Origin of the sequence: Proteus sp. G2626 (assembly GCF_009915985.1) — a bacterium.
Taxonomy (GTDB): domain Bacteria; phylum Pseudomonadota; class Gammaproteobacteria; order Enterobacterales; family Enterobacteriaceae; genus Proteus; species Proteus vulgaris.
Genome location: NZ_JAABNH010000002.1, coordinates 24,888 through 46,776, shown reverse-complemented (window position 1 = coordinate 46,776; position 21,889 = coordinate 24,888). Strand labels below are relative to the sequence as shown.

Annotated in this window: 19 protein-coding genes and 4 tRNA genes; 5 read left to right on the top strand and 18 right to left on the bottom strand. The window is 39.3% G+C overall.

Annotation, left to right across the window (positions count from 1 at the left end; genetic code table 11):
• Window positions 1–13 precede the first annotated feature (13 nt).
• Window positions 14–838 carry a diaminopimelate epimerase gene (gene dapF / locus GWJ05_RS00520; RefSeq protein WP_036939542.1) on the bottom strand — a complete coding sequence of 275 codons (825 nt, stop codon included), beginning with the start codon at window positions 836–838 and terminating at the stop codon, window positions 14–16.
• Window positions 839–879: 41 nt separating this feature from the next.
• A complete protein-coding gene (gene lptM, locus GWJ05_RS00515) occupies window positions 880–1,047 on the bottom strand; it encodes an LPS translocon maturation chaperone LptM (RefSeq protein WP_036939545.1) in 168 nt (55 codons plus the stop codon).
• Window positions 1,048–1,126: 79 nt separating this feature from the next.
• On the opposite strand from lptM, the gene cyaY reads away from it, so the two are divergent.
• Window positions 1,127–1,444 (top strand): iron donor protein CyaY, encoded by a 318-nt coding sequence (cyaY, locus tag GWJ05_RS00510; RefSeq protein ID WP_036939547.1) that lies wholly within the window; start codon window positions 1,127–1,129, stop codon window positions 1,442–1,444.
• Window positions 1,445–1,514: 70 nt separating this feature from the next.
• Here cyaY and GWJ05_RS00505 read toward each other — a convergent pair whose 3' ends face one another.
• Complete coding sequence (locus GWJ05_RS00505; protein WP_036939552.1) at window positions 1,515–4,109, bottom strand: class I adenylate cyclase; 2,595 nt, start codon at window positions 4,107–4,109, stop codon at window positions 1,515–1,517.
• A gap of 996 nt (window positions 4,110–5,105) precedes the next feature.
• On the opposite strand from GWJ05_RS00505, the gene hemC reads away from it, so the two are divergent.
• Genes hemC through hemY form a run of 4 tightly spaced genes read left to right on the top strand, consistent with a single transcriptional unit; the run spans window position 5,106 to window position 9,268 of the window.
• On the top strand, window positions 5,106–6,047 hold the full coding sequence (gene hemC / locus GWJ05_RS00500) for a hydroxymethylbilane synthase (protein ID WP_036939554.1): 942 nt from the start codon (window positions 5,106–5,108) through the stop codon (window positions 6,045–6,047).
• Window positions 6,044–6,781: a uroporphyrinogen-III synthase gene (gene hemD, locus GWJ05_RS00495; protein WP_161680875.1), complete on the top strand. Its 738-nt coding sequence runs from the start codon at window positions 6,044–6,046 to the stop codon at window positions 6,779–6,781. The genes hemC and hemD overlap by 4 nt, the downstream gene beginning before the upstream one ends.
• A 20-nt stretch (window positions 6,782–6,801) precedes the next feature.
• Window positions 6,802–8,043, top strand: coding sequence for a uroporphyrinogen-III C-methyltransferase (hemX, locus tag GWJ05_RS00490; protein ID WP_161680873.1), 1,242 nt, complete (start codon window positions 6,802–6,804; stop codon window positions 8,041–8,043).
• Between the two features lie 4 nt (window positions 8,044–8,047).
• Window positions 8,048–9,268 (top strand): protoheme IX biogenesis protein HemY, encoded by a 1,221-nt coding sequence (gene hemY / locus GWJ05_RS00485; protein ID WP_036939563.1) that lies wholly within the window; start codon window positions 8,048–8,050, stop codon window positions 9,266–9,268.
• A gap of 68 nt (window positions 9,269–9,336) precedes the next feature.
• Here the strand turns inward: hemY and GWJ05_RS00480 are convergent, their stop codons facing one another.
• The 15 genes from GWJ05_RS00480 to wecB all read right to left on the bottom strand — a co-directional run bounded on the left by GWJ05_RS00480 (window position 9,337) and on the right by wecB (window position 21,842).
• Window positions 9,337–9,654, bottom strand: a complete 318-nt coding sequence (locus tag GWJ05_RS00480; RefSeq protein WP_036939567.1) for a hypothetical protein — start codon at window positions 9,652–9,654, stop codon at window positions 9,337–9,339.
• Between the two features lie 914 nt (window positions 9,655–10,568).
• Window positions 10,569–10,645: transfer RNA gene (locus GWJ05_RS00475), tRNA-Pro, on the bottom strand.
• A gap of 28 nt (window positions 10,646–10,673) precedes the next feature.
• Window positions 10,674–10,760: transfer RNA gene (locus GWJ05_RS00470), tRNA-Leu, on the bottom strand.
• Between the two features lie 22 nt (window positions 10,761–10,782).
• Window positions 10,783–10,858 (bottom strand) — tRNA-His (locus tag GWJ05_RS00465).
• A gap of 64 nt (window positions 10,859–10,922) precedes the next feature.
• Window positions 10,923–10,999, bottom strand: a tRNA-Arg gene (locus GWJ05_RS00460).
• 226 nt (window positions 11,000–11,225) lie between these two features.
• The gene (gene wecG, locus GWJ05_RS00455) at window positions 11,226–11,963 is read right to left on the bottom strand and encodes a lipopolysaccharide N-acetylmannosaminouronosyltransferase (RefSeq protein ID WP_036939570.1); all 738 of its coding nucleotides are present in this window, start codon (window positions 11,961–11,963) and stop codon (window positions 11,226–11,228) included.
• The gene (wzyE, locus tag GWJ05_RS00450) at window positions 11,963–13,327 is read right to left on the bottom strand and encodes an ECA oligosaccharide polymerase (RefSeq protein WP_036939573.1); all 1,365 of its coding nucleotides are present in this window, start codon (window positions 13,325–13,327) and stop codon (window positions 11,963–11,965) included. Before wzyE ends, wecG begins: the two co-directional genes overlap by 1 nt.
• Entirely contained in the window at window positions 13,324–14,409 is a 1,086-nt protein-coding gene (locus GWJ05_RS00445) for a TDP-N-acetylfucosamine:lipid II N-acetylfucosaminyltransferase (protein WP_036939575.1), read from the bottom strand. Before GWJ05_RS00445 ends, wzyE begins: the two co-directional genes overlap by 4 nt.
• Window positions 14,406–15,662 carry a lipid III flippase WzxE gene (gene wzxE / locus GWJ05_RS00440; protein WP_036939578.1) on the bottom strand — a complete coding sequence of 419 codons (1,257 nt, stop codon included), beginning with the start codon at window positions 15,660–15,662 and terminating at the stop codon, window positions 14,406–14,408. The genes GWJ05_RS00445 and wzxE overlap by 4 nt, the downstream gene beginning before the upstream one ends.
• A gap of 2 nt (window positions 15,663–15,664) precedes the next feature.
• Window positions 15,665–16,795 (bottom strand): dTDP-4-amino-4,6-dideoxygalactose transaminase, encoded by a 1,131-nt coding sequence (gene rffA, locus GWJ05_RS00435; RefSeq protein ID WP_036939580.1) that lies wholly within the window; start codon window positions 16,793–16,795, stop codon window positions 15,665–15,667.
• A gap of 1 nt (window position 16,796) precedes the next feature.
• Window positions 16,797–17,510, bottom strand: coding sequence for a dTDP-4-amino-4,6-dideoxy-D-galactose acyltransferase (gene rffC, locus GWJ05_RS00430; RefSeq protein WP_036939583.1), 714 nt, complete (start codon window positions 17,508–17,510; stop codon window positions 16,797–16,799).
• Window positions 17,488–18,369 (bottom strand): glucose-1-phosphate thymidylyltransferase RfbA, encoded by an 882-nt coding sequence (gene rfbA / locus GWJ05_RS00425; protein WP_036939585.1) that lies wholly within the window; start codon window positions 18,367–18,369, stop codon window positions 17,488–17,490. Before rfbA ends, rffC begins: the two co-directional genes overlap by 23 nt.
• Window positions 18,370–18,388: 19 nt before the next feature.
• Window positions 18,389–19,456, bottom strand: coding sequence for a dTDP-glucose 4,6-dehydratase (rffG, locus tag GWJ05_RS00420; RefSeq protein WP_036939843.1), 1,068 nt, complete (start codon window positions 19,454–19,456; stop codon window positions 18,389–18,391).
• Window positions 19,453–20,715 (bottom strand): UDP-N-acetyl-D-mannosamine dehydrogenase, encoded by a 1,263-nt coding sequence (gene wecC / locus GWJ05_RS00415; RefSeq protein ID WP_036939588.1) that lies wholly within the window; start codon window positions 20,713–20,715, stop codon window positions 19,453–19,455. Before wecC ends, rffG begins: the two co-directional genes overlap by 4 nt.
• Window positions 20,712–21,842, bottom strand: coding sequence for a non-hydrolyzing UDP-N-acetylglucosamine 2-epimerase (gene wecB, locus GWJ05_RS00410; RefSeq protein WP_036939590.1), 1,131 nt, complete (start codon window positions 21,840–21,842; stop codon window positions 20,712–20,714). The genes wecC and wecB overlap by 4 nt, the downstream gene beginning before the upstream one ends.
• Window positions 21,843–21,889 lie beyond the last annotated feature (47 nt).

The window sequence follows — 21,889 nt, the reverse complement described above, 5'->3', positions numbered from 1 at the left end:
TCAAAAAATAAAATTATAGCTGGATGATCCCATCATAAATATGTGTCGCAGGCCCTGTCATATAAAGAGGGTTACCCGCTCCTTTCCATTCGATAAATAGCGATCCTCCTGGTAACGTGACTTTCACTCGTTTATCTAATAAACCTTGAGCAATACCGATCGCAACAGCGGCACAAGCCCCGCTACCACAGGCATTTGTTTCACCTGCTCCACGCTCAAACACACGCAAATGAAGGTTATTTCTATCTACGATTTGCATAAAACCAATATTAGCACGTTCAGGGAAACGTTCATGTTGCTCTAACACGGGTCCTAATAATTCAACTTCGGCTGTTTGAATGTCTTCAACTTGAATAACACAATGAGGATTTCCCATTGAAACTACACCGCATAAAACAGTCCGTTCCATTGTCCTGATAATATAGGTCTTTTCCATTTTTTGTGCACGGAAAGGGATTTTTTGAGGATCAAATTCAGGTTCGCCCATGTTGACACACACATCGTCATTATCCATAACATGTAAGGTCATTCTGCCGGACTGCGTACTGACTTTTATCTCTCTTTTATTTGTAAGTCCTTTTAGTCTCACAAATCGAGCAAAACAACGCGCACCATTCCCACATTGTGCAACTTCACTTCCATCCGCATTAAAAATGCGATAATGAAAATCAAGTTCAGGATCATAAGGTGCTTCAACCACCAATAATTGATCAAATCCAACACCAGTGTGGCGATTCGCTAATCGACATATTAATTCTGGTGAAAAATAAACATTTTGGGTCACAGCATCGACCACCATAAAGTCGTTGCCAAGACCATGCATTTTTGAAAATTGCATTTTGCCCCTGCCTGAAACGAAATTACCGTTTCTAAGATTGACTAATTGGTCTGAGTTGAGGCGCCCTCAACTTGCTGGGTTGGCTGGGATGACTGGGTCATTTTTGCCTGAGTATCTTCAGGAGGGAAATAAAGAGGGCCTTTCAAGCCACAACCCGAAAGAGAAATCAGTGTTATTATAGCAAGAGTGCAACGTAAATACGTTTTCATTCGAAATCTGCCTATCAATTATTTGGTTAATATCCTCTATAATCGCAGTTAGATCTCGAAAAGCAAATAGGAAATGAAGATGAACGACAGTGAATTTCACCAATTAGCTGATGAACTCTTGTCAGAAATTGAACAATCTATTGATAATTATGAAGGTGATGCAGATATTGATTGTGAAATCAATGGTGGTGTAATGACCTTAACCTTTGAAAATAATAGCAAAATTATTATTAATCGTCAGGAAGCGTTTCATCAAATTTGGTTAGCGACACGCTCTGGTGGTTATCACTTTGATTGGAAAGATGATCAATGGATTTGTGATAGAAGTAGCGGTGAATTTTTAACCATGCTGGCACAAGCAATAACAGAACAAAGTGGTGATGCGTTTTCTTTTTGAGAAAAACGATTAATCATCATAATGGGAGCTTTTTATGGCTCCCATTTGGGGTTTATTGGCTTGTACTTAATTAAGAATGTTGTACAGCTTTATAATCTGTAAATCCATGCGCAACTAAACTCATCTCAGGTTGTACTTCTTTATTACCCAGATCGGTCAGTTTACCAAAAGATCCTCCTGCAAAAGGCAACACTTGTGTTGATCCTTCCACTTTCACAATTTGATAAAACTGTGGCAAGTTAAAATTAATAAAGCTTGAACCATATGTGAATCGATCATGAGATGAAGAGTAAAAACGGCTAACATCTTTCACTAACTCTTCTTTACTTCCTTCACAATGGGAATAAATTTCGACGCGATTTGCTTCATCTAATATATAGATATTAAAGACATTATTATCTTCTGTTGTTTCAAAGAAAAATTGGATAATCCCTTCACACGCAAAGCCATCAATGACTGCAGGTAAATAACGAGCATCTTTGTCCAGCTTAACAGGCAATCCATGAAGCTTGTTATAAGAAATTGCACCATAAAACTCGATGGCATTTTCTAATTTTTGTACCGACACATTGAGACGTTCAAAAAACAATCCCCACGTTTGCCCCGCAATACGTAACGCTTTAAACCGACCCGGTTCTAAACGATTCGTTGATAAACGCAGTTCAATACATTCCGATACTAGCTGTTGCACACGAGTACGAATTAAACCTCGTAGATGTTGACTATAGCAGAACACTTCAACTGAAGCGGGAGGAGCTGCATCTTGGTGCATTTTACCTAAAATCGTTTTTAACGATTCCAACATAGATTGTGTCCCGCTGAAATGAAGAGTTCTGACTTCATTCCATGAATTACGGTATAACAAATCAATACTACCAATAAGACACTGCTCTTCTTCACCAAAACTAAAAACATCAAGTTTTCTAAAATCAAAGTGAACCACTTGATCAGAAAAACGCTCGGTTGGATCTGTTTCCAAATTGACAATAATGGCTAGATGCCTGATTTCGCAAGGGCTATACAATGCTTTTGGCGTTGGTGCAGGTAAACGAATTGGGAAATGGCTTGACATATCCCTGACTAATTCATTCAGTTTAATTTCATCACAAGAGGATCCCCCTTGATGAATATAAACACGAGAATCTTTCGTTAACAGTCCATTAAAGTAAGACCACGCGACTAATTTATTTAAATAGCGGTTATATTCTAATGGTTGATGTCCAACGATATTTTCAAAATCAGGCGCACGATTATATAAATACCATCCACTACGATTCGCTCGGCCTTGTGGCACATAGATAAAGGTTAAATGTGATTCTGATAAATCAGGTGATATTTGCGGGTTAACCAGGGTGACTTTACCAGGCAATGCTTCAAATGCTGCGTAAAGTTTGCGTGTTAATACACCAATATCCTGTGGACTTGCACTGACACTTAAGTTATTACGACGCGCAAAGCGAATAAGATTGCGATAGCTTTGCATCATTGTATCTAACAGTTCGTTATGCGCATCACGCACCCGCTCGATTTTCCAACTATCACGGGTATCGAGTATCGTTAAACGTTCGTTATCCCATTGCCACTGAGTCACTAATTGCGATAAGACTTGTCGTCTCCAACCTTCGGATTCATTTTGTGTTTTTTCGTTAGATAATTTTTCACACACTTTTAGGTAGAAACAGCGACGAATAAGATCAAGACGAGTTAAATCATTGATAGATAATAAATAGCGAGTAACACGCTCAAGCATCATACAATAAGCATCTAAACCATAATTGACAATTTCGCCACGGTGAAGGTGTTGCTTCATCTCTAATGCTAGCAGTTTTCCATTAGGATAATCCGCTGAATAAGCTTCTAATAAAATACTTTTTAATACTGCTTTATAAGGTGAATCGACACTTTTATAAAGTTGCCATAAACTCGCACCGAAATACTCTTCGGCTGAAAGTTCACCTAATCCCCCTAAATCTAACCACTCATTAGGTGTTAATACACCTTGGGCATAAAGGGAGTTAACGTACTCATCATAATGATGTTCTTCTTCTACTGGCACCATCGTCCATAGCAAGCGTTTACCTGCAAGGCGTACCGCGGTACGGTAAAATTCATCAAGTAAAAGAATATGTTGAGTAGAACCACAATCTTCTCCACCTAAGCTACCGCTTGCATGGTGGCGAAATCTATTTTCATCGATTAAAAAAAATGTAACATCAATACCTAGCTCACCAGCCCACAGTTCAATCAGTTGGCATTTGCGTTGTAAAAGCGCACGCTCACCCTGATCCAGCCATGATTGATGGCAGACCCAAATATCAATATCGGAGCAGTGACTTTGCCCAATAGAAGAAGTACTCCCCATCGAGTAGATGCCCGTAATTGGCAACTCTCCGCTGGCATACCCTTCCATTGGCTCATCACATAATGCGTTAACCAGCTTATTGGCCCATTGACGTTGCATGTCATCAGGTTCAAAGAAACATGTACCGTGAGGAACATTTCCTTGTAGGTAGCCGGGTAACTCAGGATGGTGGTAATGCAATAAAACAGGAATTAAACCATAAACCTGTTTAAAAACATCACACATCGATGCAAATGCTCGTTCCAGTCTGAGTTGATTAATCGCATCCAGCCGTTGCTTCAGTGTTTCAATATAAAGATACAAGAGTTTCGCCTGAACAATACTAAGAAGATAGTAGAATCTGAGTTTATAAGTGACCGAGCTTGAGTTATTCCATTATTAATAGATAAAACTTTACTAACAAAATCTCGGAAACGTGATCAATTTAACACCTTGAGCGCAAGGCGTAAAGAGGAACTCAAAATATAGCACCAAGATCTAAAAATGATATTTAAGAGCTTAATCGTGTAAAGCTTTACGATTAATATCTTTATAATCATATAGATGAATCATTTTATTTGTACAAAAAATGACAAGAAAAATATTCCAATCCATCATTTAGCCTACAAAAACCCCTGCTTACTCGATGATGAAACACAAAATAAATTCTAACAAAGCTTAAAAAATAGATAAAAAAGGAAAATAAAGATAACTTATTGATAAGTTTTATTTTTTCTATCTTTTTTTGTTTTTTTACTTTTATATTTAAAATAATAAAAATTTTTTATTATTAATAAAAATGATATTTAAATAATTAATCAATATTCATTAATTAATTATTTAATTTAAAACTCAATTTGTTTTTTTATTTTTATTATTCATCTTTCTTTTATTTAATAATATTTTTGTTAAAATTTATCGTGTTTTTATATATCGGGAGATAATTGCTAAAAAAAGATTATTTAAAATAATAGTTGTTTTATCAATATGTTCAGATTAGGCATTATGCTTATCTTACTTACTGACAAACAAATGTTAACAATCGTATGTTAATGTTTTATATTTGTAAATAACCACACTCTTTATATAGATATAAAAAGAATAAATCTTAGAAAATAAATAAAGCCATTACAATGGATCTCTATTTTGCTTATTTTTTATTTCCTTTTTCTTTTTTTCTTTTTCGATTAATACCTAATTTCTTTCATTGTTATCACCACTCAAAGTGCCTTAACTGGAAAATTGAGCTTTAAAGTGTTAAAACAATGCCTTATTTCTAAACAAAAATATCGCTAATCGCTCGGAAGAGATAATACTATTATGTCAAAAAGTACCATCCGTATTGCTACCCGCCAAAGCCCTCTTGCTATGTGGCAGGCGCTTTATGTGAAAGAACAACTACAACTTGCTCATCCAGGTTTAGTCGTCGAATTAATACCGATGGTCACTAAAGGTGACATCATTTTAGATACACCTTTGGCTAAAGTGGGTGGTAAAGGACTCTTTGTCAAAGAGTTAGAACTTGCGCTACTTGAATCTCGTGCAGATATTGCCGTTCACTCCATGAAAGATGTTCCCATTGATTTTCCTGAAGGTCTAGGGTTAGTAACAATTTGTGAACGCGAAGATCCTCGAGATGCCTTTGTCTCTAATCATTATGATTCGTTAGAGCAACTTCCAGCAGGTAGCATTGTAGGTACATCGAGCTTACGTCGCCAATGTCAGTTAAAAGCACAACGTCCTGATCTGATTATTCGCGATTTACGAGGTAACGTAGGTACTCGCTTAGGGAAATTAGATAACGGCGATTACGATGCCATTATTCTTGCTGTTGCTGGTTTAAAGCGTCTTGGTCTTAATGAACGTATCCGCACACCGTTATCCGCAGAGCAGTCATTACCTGCCGTTGGACAAGGTGCAGTGGGAATTGAATGTCGTTTAAATGATAATGGAACTCGCCAATTATTAGAAGCCCTCAACCATTCTCGTACCGCCATTTGTGTTAAAGCGGAGCGAGCAATGAATACGCGCCTTGAAGGTGGTTGCCAAGTGCCGATTGGAAGCTATGCAATTTGGCAAGATGACAAAATTTGGCTACGGGCATTAGTCGGTTCACCCGATGGCGAAACTGTTTTACGTGGTGAGCGTTTAGTTTCCCCACAAGAAGCTGAAACTGCGGGTATTTCACTGGCTGAAGAGCTTTTAGATAAAGGTGCCAGAGCCATTTTAACAGCAGTGTATCAAGGCAACGCACCCGCATGAGTATTTTAATCACACGCCCTGATCCCGCAGGAAAAGAATTAACCCAGCGTTTAATTGATGCTGGAAAAATAGCGTTTCAGGCCCCCTTAATAGAGATTATTGCGGGTCGAGAACTCTCTTTATTAGATGCTAAACTAAAAAGCTTAAGGGCGGGTGATTGTGTCTTTTTACTTTCTAAAAATGCGGTGTCGTACGCAAACTGGCAACTAAATCAATTACAACAATCATGGCCAGATACGCTATCCTATTATGGGATAGGTAAAAGCACAGCGAAAGATTTCCAACATTTAAGTAGTTTTCCTATTTGCTATCCTGAGCAAGGAGAAACCAGTGAAGATCTTCTTGAGCTTCCTGCTCTTCATCAGGTGAAAAATAAGCGAATATTACTACTTAGAGGTAATAGTGGTCGTGACTTACTCGCAACAACATTGCGTCAACGAGGTGCAATCGTTGATACATGCGAATGTTACCAACGCCTATTTATTCATTATCCTCCTGAGGCTTTTGCGCTTCAGTGGGAAAAAGCACAGGTTGATACTCTTGTTGTCACTAGTGGTGAAATGTTACAACAGCTCTTTGATCTGGTGGCTGAACCTAAGAAAGCATGGCTATTAAACTGCCATTTACTTGTGGTGAGTGAACGATTAGCAACAATAGCAAAAACATTAGGGTGGGAAACCGTCACCGTTGCTGAAAGTGCCAATAATGATGCTTTATTTCGTGCATTAATATAGAACCTAAATGAGACACCGATATGACGGAACAGAAAAATACGAATGACAATAACTTGCCAAAAGAGGCAGCTAAAGCTGATGAGACTGTCCGCTATCAGGAAGTCAAACCTGTTAATAATAAGCGCTCAGGTCTAATTGGAAGTGCTGTTGCTATCCTGGTTATTTTAGCGATAGGTGGTGGTCTTTACTATTACACCAATCAGCAAGCCTCAAAACTAAGTTTAGAAAATCAATCACTAAAATCAGAACTTGCTCAATTACAGCAGTTACAGAATACCTATCAACAACGTTTTGATAATATTGATAGCTTGTTTAACTCACAAAAACAAACTATTGAAAAATTACAAAACGAGCGCCAAGCCACAGAGAATCAAATTCAAGATCTGCAAACTCGATTTGCTGCGATTTCCAGTGCTGATGTCAAAAGTTGGCTATTGGCACAAGCCGATTTTATGGTGAAAATGGCGGGTCGTAAATTATGGAATGACCAAGATGTGGTGACAGCCGTTAGTTTACTGAAAGGCGCTGATAGTAGCTTGGCAGAAATGAATGATCCAAGCTTGCTTGAAATTCGCCGTGCTATTAATGAAGATATCAGTCATCTAGCCGCACTAACCAAAATTGATAACGACGGTACTATTTTACAAATAAATCAATTAGCTAATCAGGTTGATAATCTGCGCTTAGCAGATCTCGAGCGTAATGGCTCACCAATGGATAAAGATGACGAAACCATTTCTGGTTCGCTGTCAGATTGGAAGCAAAACCTCAGTAAAAGCTGGAAGAGCTTTATGGACGACTTTATTACTATTCGTCGTCGAGATACTGAAGCCGTACCTTTATTAGCACCAAACCAAGATATTTATTTACGTGAGAATATTCGTTCACGTTTATTAATTGCTTCCCAAGCTGTTCCTCGCCATCAAACTGAGATTTATCAGCAATCACTTGAAGCAGTATCCACTTGGGTTCGTGCTTATTTCGATACCTCGGATCCTAGTACAACGGCATTTTTAGATACGGTATCTGAATTAGAGAAACAACCTATTACACTGACAATGCCTGCTGAATTAAAAAGCCCGGTACTGTTAGAAAAACGTGTCGAAAAACAGATCCGTAATTTACTGGCGAAAAATGAGTATACTCAACCGCAAGCTGTTGAAGCTCAAGATGCACAAGCAGTAGTAGAAGCTGAACAGAGTACATCAGAAAGTGCACAAGATGCAGCAGCTGATGCACCAGTAACACAACAAGGAGAATAAGCTTATGTTAAAAATACTGCTCCTTTTTGTGGTGCTTATTGCGGGTATCATCTTTGGCCCAATATTGGCAGGGCATCAAGGCTACGTGCTTATACAAACAGATAATTGGGATATTGAAACCAGTGTTACCAGCCTCGTCATTATGTTTATTTTACTGCAATTGGCGCTGTTGCTAATTGGTTGGAGTTATCGCCGTTTTATTGGCACAGGCTCAAAAGCCTACAGCTGGTTTTCTTTCCGTAAACGTAATCGTGCTCGTAAACAAACCAGTATGGCGTTAATGAAATTAGCAGAAGGCGACTTTAAAGAAGTTGAAAAACTGATGAGTCGCAACGCAGACTATGCGGAACAACCCGTTGTAAACTACCTATTAGCAGCAGAAGCAGCACAACAGCGTGGTGATGAATTCCGAGTTCAGCAACACCTTGAACGAGCAGCTGAACTTGCCGATACCAATCAGCTTCCAGTTGATATTACACGAGTGCGTATTTTATTAGCGCAAAATGAAAATCATGCGGCGCGTACTGGGGTTGATGAATTATTAAATCAAGCACCTCGCCATCCTGAGGTTTTACGTTTAGCTGAAACGGCTTATACCCGAACCGCTGCTTGGCAAGCATTACTTGATATCATTCCATCAATGCAAAAAATTGCGTTGCATACGGATGATGAATTAGAACAATTACGCCAAAAAGCCTACATTGGCATTATGGGACAAAAAATGTCCGAAAGTGGCTGTGATGGGCTAAAAAATTGGTGGAAAGCACAACCACGTAAAGTACATCATGATAATGCATTACGTGTTGTTTTGGCTGAACATCTTATTGAGTGTAACGATCCTATTACGGCTCAAACGATCATATTAGAAGGGATCAAACGTCAATATGATGAGCGTTTGATCTTGCTGTTGCCACGCTTAAAAAATACAGACGCTAACGTGATTTTAAAAGTGCTTAATACATTGATTAAACAACATGGACCAACACCATTACTCAATAGCACATTAGGTCAAATTGCCATGCAACAAGGGCAATGGGCACAAGCAGAAACGGCATTTCGTAATGCGCTAAAACAACGTCCTGATGTTCATGACTTTGCCTGGCTTGCTGATGTCTTAGATAAACAGAAAAAATCTGAGGAGTCGGCCAAAGTACGTAAAGATGCTTTGTTAATGACACTGAAAAAAGATTCTGTCATTTTTGAAGAGCCGAAAAAAAGCCAATAAACTCACAATAGATATCATTTGATCCACAATGTTAAAAACCCTCTTTATGTGAGGGTTTTTTATTTAATTTAAAAGTCATGTTGAAATAACAACACAAGTTCTACACATAAAGTTAAAAACAGATACACCCAAGCGATACGATAAAAACGACAGGGTATTCCTTTCATGTTTTCTTGAACAAACGATAAGTAATATTTTCTTGCTTGGTAAAATACCACAATATAAATCAGTGCGATCCCCTGGCAAAGAAAAGCCACATATTTAGCCCATGATTTTCCACCAATAATCAGCATGATCAAGGGGAGCAAAAAAAACAATAATGGGCCAAACTTTTCAATAAGAAAGAGCCTCTCCTGTGCAAGGTACGCTTTTTGTTTATTTATCATGATACGGCTATCTCCTATCTACCCTCGCACTGGATGATAACGTGATAACGCGATGAACACAAAACGGATAGGCTATATATAGCGTGTAAAAAAGCACATAAAAAAACGCCTGTATAAAACTATACAGGCGTATAAATATACAATCAGGTCTACAGACGGATGGTGCCTCACTCAACGTTTCGTCCTGTTGATGATGAATGATGTTCATCGTTAACCTGGACGTAGGCACCGAATAATCGGCTCTGCATCATTCCTAGGTTTATGAAGCCAATGCTATCATAAGGAGTGGAATGAGCATCTACGATATAAATAATGCATTTAGCGTGCCAATTTTTATTTTCTGATAACAAGAATTACCTGCTACAAAAATATAAGATAACTCATTGAATTTTCGTTTCCCTTTTCTGTTTCACTCTTTTTTTATGATAAAAAGTACATTGTCTGTACTTTCACACAGCGATTGCTAAATAGAAAAGAAAATATAAAGCCAAACGTACGTCTCTTTTTCACGACAAGAAAAACACACAACATATTTAAGACCAATAAATCAAGATGTTAAATGTCACCTATTGGCGACATTAAAAATACCAAGTGTTGGCATTTACCGACACAAAAAATAAAATTCTTATATTTCATATAATTAAAATATATTTTTTTATTAATTTACCTATTCTTTTTATGAAGATAAAAATAAGGTAATAAATTAAATTATTAATAAACCTTAAGTGATAAGACCAGATATCACTTATAAAAAGTGACGTTCTTGTTTACGCTCAATTAAGAATAAGCACTAGAAAAGATAGCCGAAGCTAGAATTGGATATGGATATAGAAAAATAAATATACTTAGTTTAAATATAAGATTATAAATCGCAGATACGAAAAAGCCCCGATAAAATCGGGGCTTTCTCTTATTGGTCGGCGAGAGAGGATTCGAACCTCCGACCCACTGGTCCCAAACCAGTTGCGCTACCAGGCTGCGCTACTCGCCGTCTGAATGACTGCTCTTATCTTGTTTATTGGTGCGAAGGGGGGGACTTGAACCCCCACGTCCGTTAAGACACTAACACCTGAAGCTAGCGCGTCTACCAATTCCGCCACCCTCGCATAAACAATAACTAAGATAAGATGGGGTGGCTAATGGGACTCGAACCCACGACAACTGGAATCACAATCCAGGGCTCTACCAACTGAGCTATAGCCACCATAACAGCTATCTTATTACTTCTTACAACAACGCTCTTCACCGTAACTCTTAGCACGCTTTAATGGCGCGCCCGACAGGATTCGAACCTGAGACCTCTGCCTCCGGAGGGCAGCGCTCTATCCAGCTGAGCTACGGGCGCTTCACGCCGTTGCGGGAGAGGATAGTACGGATTTACACACTGTCTGTCTAGTGCTTTTTGAAAAAAAAAGTTTGTTTGACGATACTTTGTGCATTTCGTCGATAAATGGAGCGTTTTTACGCACTAAACGTCCCGCTAGTATAATAATTAAACAATAAAGATGCTAGGTGAAAGCGTGAATAAATTCTTGATTCAGCCACGCCTAGCAAAAAAGATGTTATTCTTATTACAATTTATTGGAATAGTAATACCCAACAAACTTTAACAGCTTAAATTGACGCTTAATTCGGCTTGGTTGTGATAACAGGCGGTATAACCACTCTAAACCAAGATTCTGCCATGCTTTAGGAGCTCTCTTAACATGACCTGTAAATACGTCATAAGTCCCCCCCACGCCCATATATAATGCATCAGGGTAAATCTCACGACATGCACGGATAAATAGCTCTTGCTTAGGTGAACCCATAGCAATAGTCACTATCTTCGCACCAGAGGCCTTTATACGCTCAAATAACCCCTCTCTATCTTGGGGAGTGAAGTAACCATTTTGACTCCCCACAATATTCACATTCCATTGTGCTTTTAGCTTATCTTCTGTTTGAGCAAGAACTTCTGGTTTGCCACCCACAAGAAAGACGGGGGTTTTTTCTTTACCCGCTCTTTCCATCAGGGCTTCCCATAGATCAGCACCGGCAATACGAGAAACATGTGCATCTGGATATTTACGGCGAATACCGCGCACAACACTGATCCCATCCGCATAAAGATAATCGGCTTCGTTAAGCAACTCATTCAAGGCCGTATCGGTTTCTGCGGTAAGGATTTTTTCTGCATTTATGGCAATCAGAGATCCACTTTTTATTTGTGTTCCTTCATAAAGATAATCCAGAAAATGAGCCATATCGCGAAATCCCCAGATATTATGTCCACGGATTGAATACTTCGGAATTGAATTGGATCCCATTACTTTTCCTTTTTCTCTAAACGAGGTTCACTTTGTATTTGACGAGTCACGTAATTACGCACTAATCCCGCACTTTCAAATAACCAATAAAGCAGTTTTGCAACAACCAAACATAAGCCAAAAACCAAACAGAAAAACACAACACGAGAGACAAAGGAATCAACCCCTTCTCGTGCTAAAACAATCATATTAAAAATTGCCCCAAAGCAGAATGCTTGTAAAATAGCGGATTTATAACGATTGCTTTCATTCAACCCTTGCTGATACAACCAATCAAACCACTTAATAATTAATCCCACCACAATTGCACCTAATGGGATAAATACAACCCCTCCCATCACCACCAAAGAACCAATTAAGGTTGGTGAAATTGCAAGACCTGCATGGTAATTAAGGACTTCCCATGTAAAGTAGTTTGCAGAATTGAGTACAACATCCGGACGCTCAGGCCAAACCCACGAAGGAATAAAAACATAAAAATCACGAATAATTGGAGCAAGCCCTTGAAACTCAATCTTGTCATAATTATCAATTAATAACGCTAAGTTTTCCCAAGGGGAGAACGTATCACGGGTTAGGTATAAGAAAGTATAGAAAGCCTCAGCGCCACTGACATCAAGTCCATAGCGTTTTAATGCCAACCAGAACATGCCGACAATACTCATCACCCCTGCAGTAACCAGCATCCACAACGTTATCCAACCACGAACAATGCCGATAAATAGAAACAGAGCAAAAGCGATAATGATATTCGCGCGAGTTCCACCCACAATGATATAAGTTAAAACTCCGAAACCGACCGTTGCACACAAGAAGAAAATCCAACGCTGTTGTGTCGGTTTTAAAAAATAAACCACCAGCATGGCGGGAATAAAGAAATAGAAAAAGCGCTTAAGCGCCACTCCTGATACTTGGCTCGAAAAAATTTGGCTATATGTTTTCAGCTTAAAGAGTAAAAAACCATTTTGTAGGAAAAAAATCCCCACTGTCACAAATGCAATTAATGCCAATAAGATCCAAGTAAGATTGGTTTCTACCCTATTCATCGTAAATAACGACCTAGAAGGGCCACTAACGGGCTTTCTCAACCTAACCTTATAAGTCACATAATAAATCGCATAGAAGCAGGTAGAGGCTAATAATGCGTATAATAATGAATCAACAGAAACAACCGCGACATCAAATTGGAACACCAACATACAGGTCAATGGAAAACCAAAATAGAATGTCAGCAAATAGAGCATTGAGAAAAAAACATTAAAATTAAAGCGAACTCGACGAAACTCTTGATAAGTCAGTAATAAAATAAAACTTAAGGAGATAAAATAAACGAGTGTTAAGCCACCCAGTTCCGCCAATGTCATTGGGGTTCTCCTGTACTTATCTCAATCAACTGCTTCCAACCTTCAGTAAAATTAGGTGCAAAGAAGGCAATATTTTTACGATCAAGCATCAATAATTGACGTTTAGCCTCTTCAATCAGCGCAATATCTAATTTATCACCCGAGAAAAAAACAGGAACATTCTGTTCAGTTAAATCCTGCCAAAATGGGTTTTGACGGCTGATAACAAAAGGAATAGCAAATTGGATAAGCAGGCAAAGTGTGCCAATACCTTGTTGACGATGAAAAATAAAATAGCCTAAATCACATGTTTTTAATAAGGCCAAATAATCATCAAATGCCAGTTTATCACGTAAAATTTCAACCTGATTATCAGGAAGTAACTGATTAACAGCGTGAGAAACTTCGTCAATATAGTTGTGATTATTCTCAGGATATCCCATTGGGATAATCACTTTTGCACGTGATCCATATTGTTCTGCTATTGATTGTAATGCTTCAATATGGCGATTTGATCTGTCTCCTGAATTTCCCACAATAATGGTGATTTGTTGTGCATCAATAGGTGACTTTTCTGCCACCGTCAGTGCAGGATCCATTCTTGTTGGAAAATAAAGCAAACTTGCTGGAATATTAACGTTAAACTGCGCGAAATAGTTAAGATCACCTCGTGTGCCAAATACTCGCCCTACCCGTTTTTGTGCCAACTTGCGAAGAAGATAAAATAGTCTAAATTTGAGTTGCTTAGCATCCTGATACAGATCAGCCCCCCAAATGTGCCACCAAAACTGATGACGCTTAATTTTACCTGTCAGTAATGCCAGCCAAATAGGCGCATTAAATTGGCCTAAAAAAAGGAATCGTTGGTGAATATCGGCTTTTGCCAATGTAATCACTCTCTGCGCAACCTGCTTTTTATCTGCTAAACACTCGATGTCTAAAGCAGAGTAGCTTTCTTGCAGTGAAGTATCTTTACTGGCAACGATAAAACGAGGTTTATACGTTAATCTCGCCTCAGTGACGAGATGGTCGTTAAAAAACCGTAACATTGTGTTGTTATGATGCACAATGTCTGAACCTAGTACGTAAATCAAAGTTGTCATTTGCGCCTGCAATAAATAACGAAAACAGAACTACAGAGAAGGAAGTAAATAATATAGGTTGCCATATAGGCTTGAGCAGCACCCAATGCGCCATATTCAGGAATAAGCCAACGGGAAAATAGTGTTAATAAAGCAAACTGGCTGACTTCGGTGAGAATATAAAAACGCAACGCCGCTTTTGCAATGACCAAATAGCCAAAGACATAAGCGCCTACTTTTAAAACATCACCGACAAGTTGCCATGCAAATAAATCACGCATAGCGACAAATTTATCTGAAAACAGTAACCAAATCGCAAAATCACGCAATAACCACACCATAAAACTGGCAACGGCAACCGCAGGAAGTACAAACTTCAGTGATTTCACGATCTCTTTGGTAATGTCACTCTTTTGCGTTAATCGAGAAAGTGTTGGCAACAAATAAACAGAAAAAGAGGCTGTAATAAACTGTAAGTAAGCATCTGAAATGCTAGTTACACCTTGCCAAATACCAACATCATCCCAGCTATAGTGCTCAGCAAGTAAATTACGCATCATAATATAAGCGACTGGCAACGTAATCGATGTCAGTATCGCCATAATCGTAAATTTACCAAGATGGCTTGCTATTACCTTATCCCAACGAGGTTTAAGCTCACTTAACGCAAATCGTTTACGTTTTAATACTATTACTGTAGCAGGAAATAAGATCAGCGCAGGGACTAATGCTAGCCCAATCAACGCACCGTGATAGCCCGCAAATAAATAGCATAAATAATAAGCAACAACACCAATGATACTACCGGTAATAATTGATAATGCATTACCAGCCGCATCACGATACCCCTTTAATATCGCCAGGAAATAATTGCTATACGCTATTCCCATTTGAATAAAGGCGACGGCTCTTACAATATCTTGATATTGCTGATAATTATCACCAAATAGCACTTGGCTTATCGGTGCTGAGAAAATAAGAAAGACAATAGCTAACAGTGTGGAAAACAGCAGGATCATAGATGATGATGTGCCCAACACATTTTTGCGTTGGCTGTCATCATCTTGATATTGTGCGATTAACTTCGTTACACCATTAAAAATCCCCGCACCAGATAATACGCCGAGTACGGTAATTAATTGGCGAAAATTACCCGCTAATCCTACGCCAGAAGGACCAAAGGAGACAGCGAGTAACTTAACGACAAGCAGACCAGCCCCGATTTTTATCAGGGTTGATCCTGCTGTCCAAATTGATGCTTTAGCTAATGACATAATTAAGCAAAGAAATCGCGAATATGGCTAATAACGGTTTGCTGTTCTTCTTCTGTCATATTGTAGAACATTGGTAAACGCACTAAACGCTCACTTTCTTGTGTAGTGAAAATGTCTTCGCCATCAAAACGACCAAATTTCATACCTGCTGGGCTGGTATGCAATGAGACATAGTGGAAGACAGTTAAAACTCCATGCGCTTTCATATAGTCATTAAACGCCGTACGTTGCTCGATATTGTTCAGTTTGATATAGAACATATGCGCATTGTGTTCTAATCCTTCAGGAACGATTGGAAGCGCTAATAAGCCTTTCTCTGCTAATGGCGTCAATGCATCATAGTAAATCTGCCAAAATGCTAAGCGGCGTTCATTAATCTTTTCAGCTTCTTCAAGCTGTGCCCATAAATAAGCAGCTTGTAAATCTGACATTAAGTAACTAGATCCAATATCACGCCAAGTGTATTTATCTACCTGACCACGGAAAAACTGACTACGATTAGTGCCTTTTTCACGGATAACTTCTGCACGATTGATTAAATCAGGATCGTTAATGAGCGTTGCACCACCTTCACCACCCGATGAATAGTTTTTGGTTTCATGGAAGCTATAGCAACCAATATGACCGATAGTGCCTAATGCCTTACCTTTATAAGTTGACATAACACCTTGTGCAGCATCCTCAATCACAAATAGATGATGCCTTTTTGCAATCGCCATTATCGTGTCCATTTCACACGCAACACCTGCATAATGAACAGGCACGATAGCACGGGTTTTATCTGTAATTGCTGCTTCTATTTTTGTTTCATCGATATTCATAGTATCTGGACGAATATCAACAAAAACAATGGTTGCTCCACGTAATACAAACGCATTAGAGGTCGAAACAAAGGTAAAACTCGGCATAATGACTTCATCGCCTGGTTTGATATCTAATAAGATAGCTGCCATTTCAAGCGATGCTGTACAAGATGGCGTTAACAGCGTTTTATGACAATGAAATTGTTCTTCTAACCACTTTTCACATTTTTTTGTGAAATTGCCATCACCACAAAGCTTGCCACTTTCCATAGCCTGTTTCATGTATTCTAATTCGGTGCCGACAACGGGTGGTTTATTAAACGGAATCATATTATCCCCTGTATAACCAATAAGTGGTGCTCTCTATTAAGCCTCCACTATGTGTGTATAAACGCGAAGCAGCAATATTGCTGATTTGTGTTGCAACATATAGGGTTGAAATACCTTGCTGTTGACACCAAAGCTTCGCGGCCGACATCAGTTGTTTACCAATGCCTTGTCCTGTTCTATTGGGCATTACGGCAAGTAATCCCACTCTTGCTTCACTTTCAGATATTCGACGTAAAGTGACAAAACCACTTACCTTGTTTTCATTATCATAAGTCAACAAACAAAGATCATCGAACGTGCCTAATACCGCTTTTTTCACCCATAATGCATAAAAGCGACTACTATCGTCTTCTTGATACCATGGCGCTCGAAAACGACTTTGTGCAAAAGCCTCTGATGCCGTTTTCATCAGTAAATGAATATCCGCATCATTGGCTTTTCTAAAACATAGTTCGGGCGCTTTCTTACAAGCATTTTCTATGCCAATTGGAAGCTTAAAATCAATCTCACCTTCCGCAAATTGAAAACCTAATTGACTGAGTTTATCGATGAGTGAAAGCTCATGAGATGCGACTTTAGCTTGAACTAGCGCAAATGCATCAAGCTGTTTGTCTGTTAATACAGGCGCTTGAGCGTCAAACTCAAGGCGCCCTGTTTTGAGTGAGAAAAATTCACTTTCCCACTCAAGATAATTAATATTGGCGAGGACGGACATGTAATAAATCCAATAGATAGCGACCATAACCCGTTTTAGACAGTGATTTTGCACTTTCTCTTACTTGGTCATCATTGAGCCATCCATTACGCCAAGCAATCTCTTCAAGGCATGCCACCTTAAATCCTTGGCGTTTTTCAACTGTTTGAACGAAAGTGCTGGCCTCAATTAAACTGTCATGAGTACCCGTATCTAACCATGCAAAACCACGCCCCAACAGCTCAACATTCAGCTCGCCACACTCAAGATACATTTGATTAATCGACGTAATTTCTAATTCACCACGAATAGACGGTTTTACTTTTTTAGCAAAATCAACCACACGGTTATCGTAGAAATAAAGCCCTGTTACTGCCCAATTAGATTTTGGTTGTTCCGGTTTTTCTTCAATCGACAAGACTTTGAAATTATCGTCAAATTCAACAACACCAAATCGTTCAGGATCCATCACTTGATAACCAAAGATTGTCGCTCCACGTTCACGTTGAGCAACTTGTTTTAGTTTAGGACTAAATCCTTGACCAAAGTAGATATTATCGCCTAACACTAAACAGCAATGATCATCACCAATAAATTCTTCACCCAAAATAAACGCTTGAGCTAAGCCATCTGGCGATGGCTGAATTTTATATTGAAGATGAACACCAAATGCAGAACCATCACCTAATAAACGTTGGAATGAGGTCATATCATCAGGTGTTGTGATGATCAAAATATCTCGAATACCAGCAAGCATCAGAACTGAAAGCGGATAATAGATCATGGGCTTATCGTAGATAGGCAACAACTGTTTCGATACCCCTTTGGTTATCGGATGTAGTCGTGTACCAGAGCCACCCGCTAGAATAATACCTTTCATCATTTATCCTTTTACTTAATCAGTTTCCAAGCCCTAAACGTTCACCTGCATAAGAGCCATCAAGTACGCGTTTCCACCAAGTTTCGTTATTTAAGTACCACAAAACAGTTTTACGAATACCTGATTCAAATGTCTCTTCGGGCTTCCAACCTAATTCAGCTTCAATTTTCGCAGCATCAATGGCGTAACGCAGATCATGCCCCGGTCTGTCTTTTACATACGTAATTAAGTCAACGTATTGAGCAACACCTTCAGGTTTTACTGGATACAACTCTTCTAATAGCGCACAAATTGTTTTAACAACATCAATATTACGGCGCTCATTATGACCGCCAATATTGTAGGTTTTACCCGGTGTTGCTGTTGTGGCGACTAAATAGAGTGCACGAGCATGATCTTCAACATAGAGCCAATCACGAATTTGCTCGCCTTTACCATAGACAGGTAATGGTTTTCCTGAAATCGCATTTAAAATAATTAAAGGGATTAATTTTTCAGGAAAATGGTAAGGCCCATAGTTATTTGAACAATTTGTGATCACCGTGGGTAAACCATAAGTCCGTAACCATGCACGTACTAAATGGTCACTTGATGCTTTAGACGCTGAATAAGGACTACTTGGCGCATAAGGTGTGGTTTCAGTAAAGAAATCATCTGTACCTTCCAAATCACCATACACTTCATCTGTGGAGATGTGATGGAAACGAAATGCCGTTTTCTTCTCTTCTGGGAGAACTTGCCAATAATGGCGAGCAGCTTCCAATAAAGTGTAAGTACCAACAATATTGGTTTCAATAAACGCAGCAGGGCCATCAATAGAACGGTCAACATGGCTTTCAGCCGCTAAATGCATCACAATATCTGGCTGATATTGAAAAAATAAACGGTCAAGTTCTGCCCTATCACAGATATCAACTTGCTCAAAGGCATAGCGTTCACTGTTAGCAACGGGCGCTAATGACTCTACATTACCGGCATAAGTCAGCTTATCCACCACAACAACGCTGTCATTGGTATTTTCAATAATATGTCGAACAACAGCAGAGCCGATAAAACCGGCTCCACCTGTCACTAGAATGCGTTTCAACGCCATACTCCTTTAGTATCTACAATCCATCTTTGAGTGACTTTACTACCTGGGATAGCTTTAAACTGTTGATGATCAACGAGCATTAAGACAATATCAGCGTCTTTCAATGCTTGCTCTGTTGATACTAATTCAGTGATCCCTTTTAGTTTCGTTGGTAACTCATGAATATTAGGTTCAACCGCTAATGTCGTTCCGCTGTGCCAATCTGCCACCTGCTTTGTGATATTCATGGCTGGGCTTTCACGTAAATCATCGATATTCGGTTTAAAAGATAAACCAAAACAAGCAATTTTAATTTCATTGGCACGCTTACCTGTTTCTGTCAGGCAATCTGCAACCGCGGCTTTGACTTGATCAATAACCCATACTGGTTTGCCATCATTAACTAAACGCGCGGTGTGAATTAAGCGGGATTGTTTCGGGTTTTGAGACACGATAAACCAAGGGTCAACCGCAATACAATGTCCCCCAACACCTGGACCTGGTTGTAAAATATTGACGCGAGGGTGGCGATTCGCCAAGCTAATCAGCTCCCAAACATTGATACCTTGATCCGCACAGATAAGCGATAATTCGTTAGCAAATGCGATATTAACATCGCGGAAGCTGTTTTCTGTCAGCTTACACATTTCTGCGGTACGTGCATTAGTGATAACACATTCACCTTCAAGGAAAATTTTATATAATTCGCTCGCACGCTCCGACGATTTACGGTTCATTCCCCCCACAACACGGTCATTGCGAATAAGCTCAATCATGACCTGACCCGGTAATACACGCTCAGGGCAATAAGCGATATCAATATCGGCATCTTCACCTTGTTGGTGAGGGAACGTTAAATCTGGGCGAGATTCTGCTAACCATTCGGCCATCTGTTCTGTAGAGCCAACCGGTGAGGTTGATTCCAGAATAATTAGATCACCTTTTTTCAGTACAGGTGCAATAGAGCGCGCCGCTGATTCAACATAAGCCAAGTCAGGCTCATGTTCGCCTTTAAAAGGTGTTGGTACTGCAATAAGGTAAGCATCTGCTGGCTGTGGCGTGGTGTAGGCTTTTAAGTGACCTTCTTCAACAGCTTGTTTAACAACTTTATCGAGATCAGGCTCAACAATGTGAATTTGACCTTTGTTAATTGTATCAACTGCATGCTGATTAACATCAACACCGATGACGCTTTTTTTACGAGAGGCAAAAGCTGCCGCTGTAGGTAAACCAATGTAGCCGAGGCCGATAACAGAAATAGTTTCAAAACTCATAATGTCACCTGATTTTTTTTCAATGCTTCAAGAATACGTTGGCAGGCATGTCCATCACCATAAGGATTTATCGCCTTACTCATTTGGTGATACGCGTTTTCGTCTGTCAATAAAGAGGTTACTTCGCTAACAATACGTTTAGTGTCTGTTCCCACCAAACGAACAGACCCCGCTTCAACCGCTTCTGGGCGTTCTGTCGTGTCTCGCATTACAAGAACGGGCTTGCCTAATGAAGGGGCTTCTTCTTGAATTCCACCAGAATCAGTCAAAATAAGGTAAGCATGGTTCATTAGATAAACAAATGGGAGATAATCTTGTGGTTGTATCAATTTAATATTATCGATACCGTGAAGAATACGTTGGACAGGTTCACTCACATTAGGGTTTAAGTGAACAGGGTAGACAACTTCAACATCAGGGTGCGCTAATGCGATTTCAGCTAATGCTTGGCAAATACGCTCAAACCCCCCCCCAAAACTTTCGCGACGATGTCCCGTCACAAGGATCATTTTTTTGCCTGGTTGAATAAAAGGATAGTTTACAGCGAGTTCATTTAAGAGTGTTTGATTGCCCATGACTCTATCACTTACCCAAAACAACGCATCAATCACCGTATTTCCTGTGACAAAAATATTTTTATCAGCAACTGCCTCGCGCACTAGGTTTAATTTTGCCGTTTCTGTCGGGGCGAAATGGTACATAGCAAGATGCCCTGCTATAGTACGGTTTGCTTCTTCAGGCCATGGTGAATAAAGATTGCCAGTACGCAATCCAGCCTCCACATGACCAACTGGAATTCGTTGATAGAATGCAGCTAAACTTGCTGCCATCGTTGTCGTTGTATCACCATGCACCAAAACAACATCAGGTTGGAATGATGCTAATACCGGTTTTAACCCTTCTAAAATACGACAGGTAATATCCGTTAAATCTTGTCCTGGTTTCATAATATTGAGATCATAATCTGGTTTGATCTCAAAAAGATTTAATACCTGATCAAGCATTTCTCGATGTTGGGCCGTAACACATACCTTCGCTTCAAACGAATCATCATTTGCTAAAGCGTGCACTAAAGGTGCCATTTTTATCGCTTCAGGGCGTGTGCCAAAAACAGTCAACACTTTCACAGTGGCTCTCTTTTTTTCATTGTTATATCGCTTATTTTTGGGAAAGC

Bases quoted from the DNA above. Each gene is read 5' to 3' on its own strand.
- dapF (WP_036939542.1), bottom strand. From the start codon at position 838: ATGCAATTTTCAAAAATGCATGGTCTTGGCAACGACTTTATGGTGGTC.
- lptM (WP_036939545.1), bottom strand. From the start codon at position 1,047: ATGAAAACGTATTTACGTTGCACTCTTGCTATAATAACACTGATTTCT.
- cyaY (WP_036939547.1), top strand. From the start codon at position 1,127: ATGAACGACAGTGAATTTCACCAATTAGCTGATGAACTCTTGTCAGAA.
- hemC (WP_036939554.1), top strand. From the start codon at position 5,106: ATGTCAAAAAGTACCATCCGTATTGCTACCCGCCAAAGCCCTCTTGCT.
- hemD (WP_161680875.1), top strand. From the start codon at position 6,044: ATGAGTATTTTAATCACACGCCCTGATCCCGCAGGAAAAGAATTAACC.
- hemX (WP_161680873.1), top strand. From the start codon at position 6,802: ATGACGGAACAGAAAAATACGAATGACAATAACTTGCCAAAAGAGGCA.
- hemY (WP_036939563.1), top strand. From the start codon at position 8,048: ATGTTAAAAATACTGCTCCTTTTTGTGGTGCTTATTGCGGGTATCATC.
- GWJ05_RS00480 (WP_036939567.1), bottom strand. From the start codon at position 9,654: ATGATAAATAAACAAAAAGCGTACCTTGCACAGGAGAGGCTCTTTCTT.
- wecG (WP_036939570.1), bottom strand. From the start codon at position 11,963: ATGGGATCCAATTCAATTCCGAAGTATTCAATCCGTGGACATAATATC.
- wzyE (WP_036939573.1), bottom strand. From the start codon at position 13,327: ATGACATTGGCGGAACTGGGTGGCTTAACACTCGTTTATTTTATCTCC.
- GWJ05_RS00445 (WP_036939575.1), bottom strand. From the start codon at position 14,409: ATGACAACTTTGATTTACGTACTAGGTTCAGACATTGTGCATCATAAC.
- wzxE (WP_036939578.1), bottom strand. From the start codon at position 15,662: ATGTCATTAGCTAAAGCATCAATTTGGACAGCAGGATCAACCCTGATA.
- rffA (WP_036939580.1), bottom strand. From the start codon at position 16,795: ATGATTCCGTTTAATAAACCACCCGTTGTCGGCACCGAATTAGAATAC.
- rffC (WP_036939583.1), bottom strand. From the start codon at position 17,510: ATGTCCGTCCTCGCCAATATTAATTATCTTGAGTGGGAAAGTGAATTT.
- rfbA (WP_036939585.1), bottom strand. From the start codon at position 18,369: ATGAAAGGTATTATTCTAGCGGGTGGCTCTGGTACACGACTACATCCG.
- wecC (WP_036939588.1), bottom strand. From the start codon at position 20,715: ATGAGTTTTGAAACTATTTCTGTTATCGGCCTCGGCTACATTGGTTTA.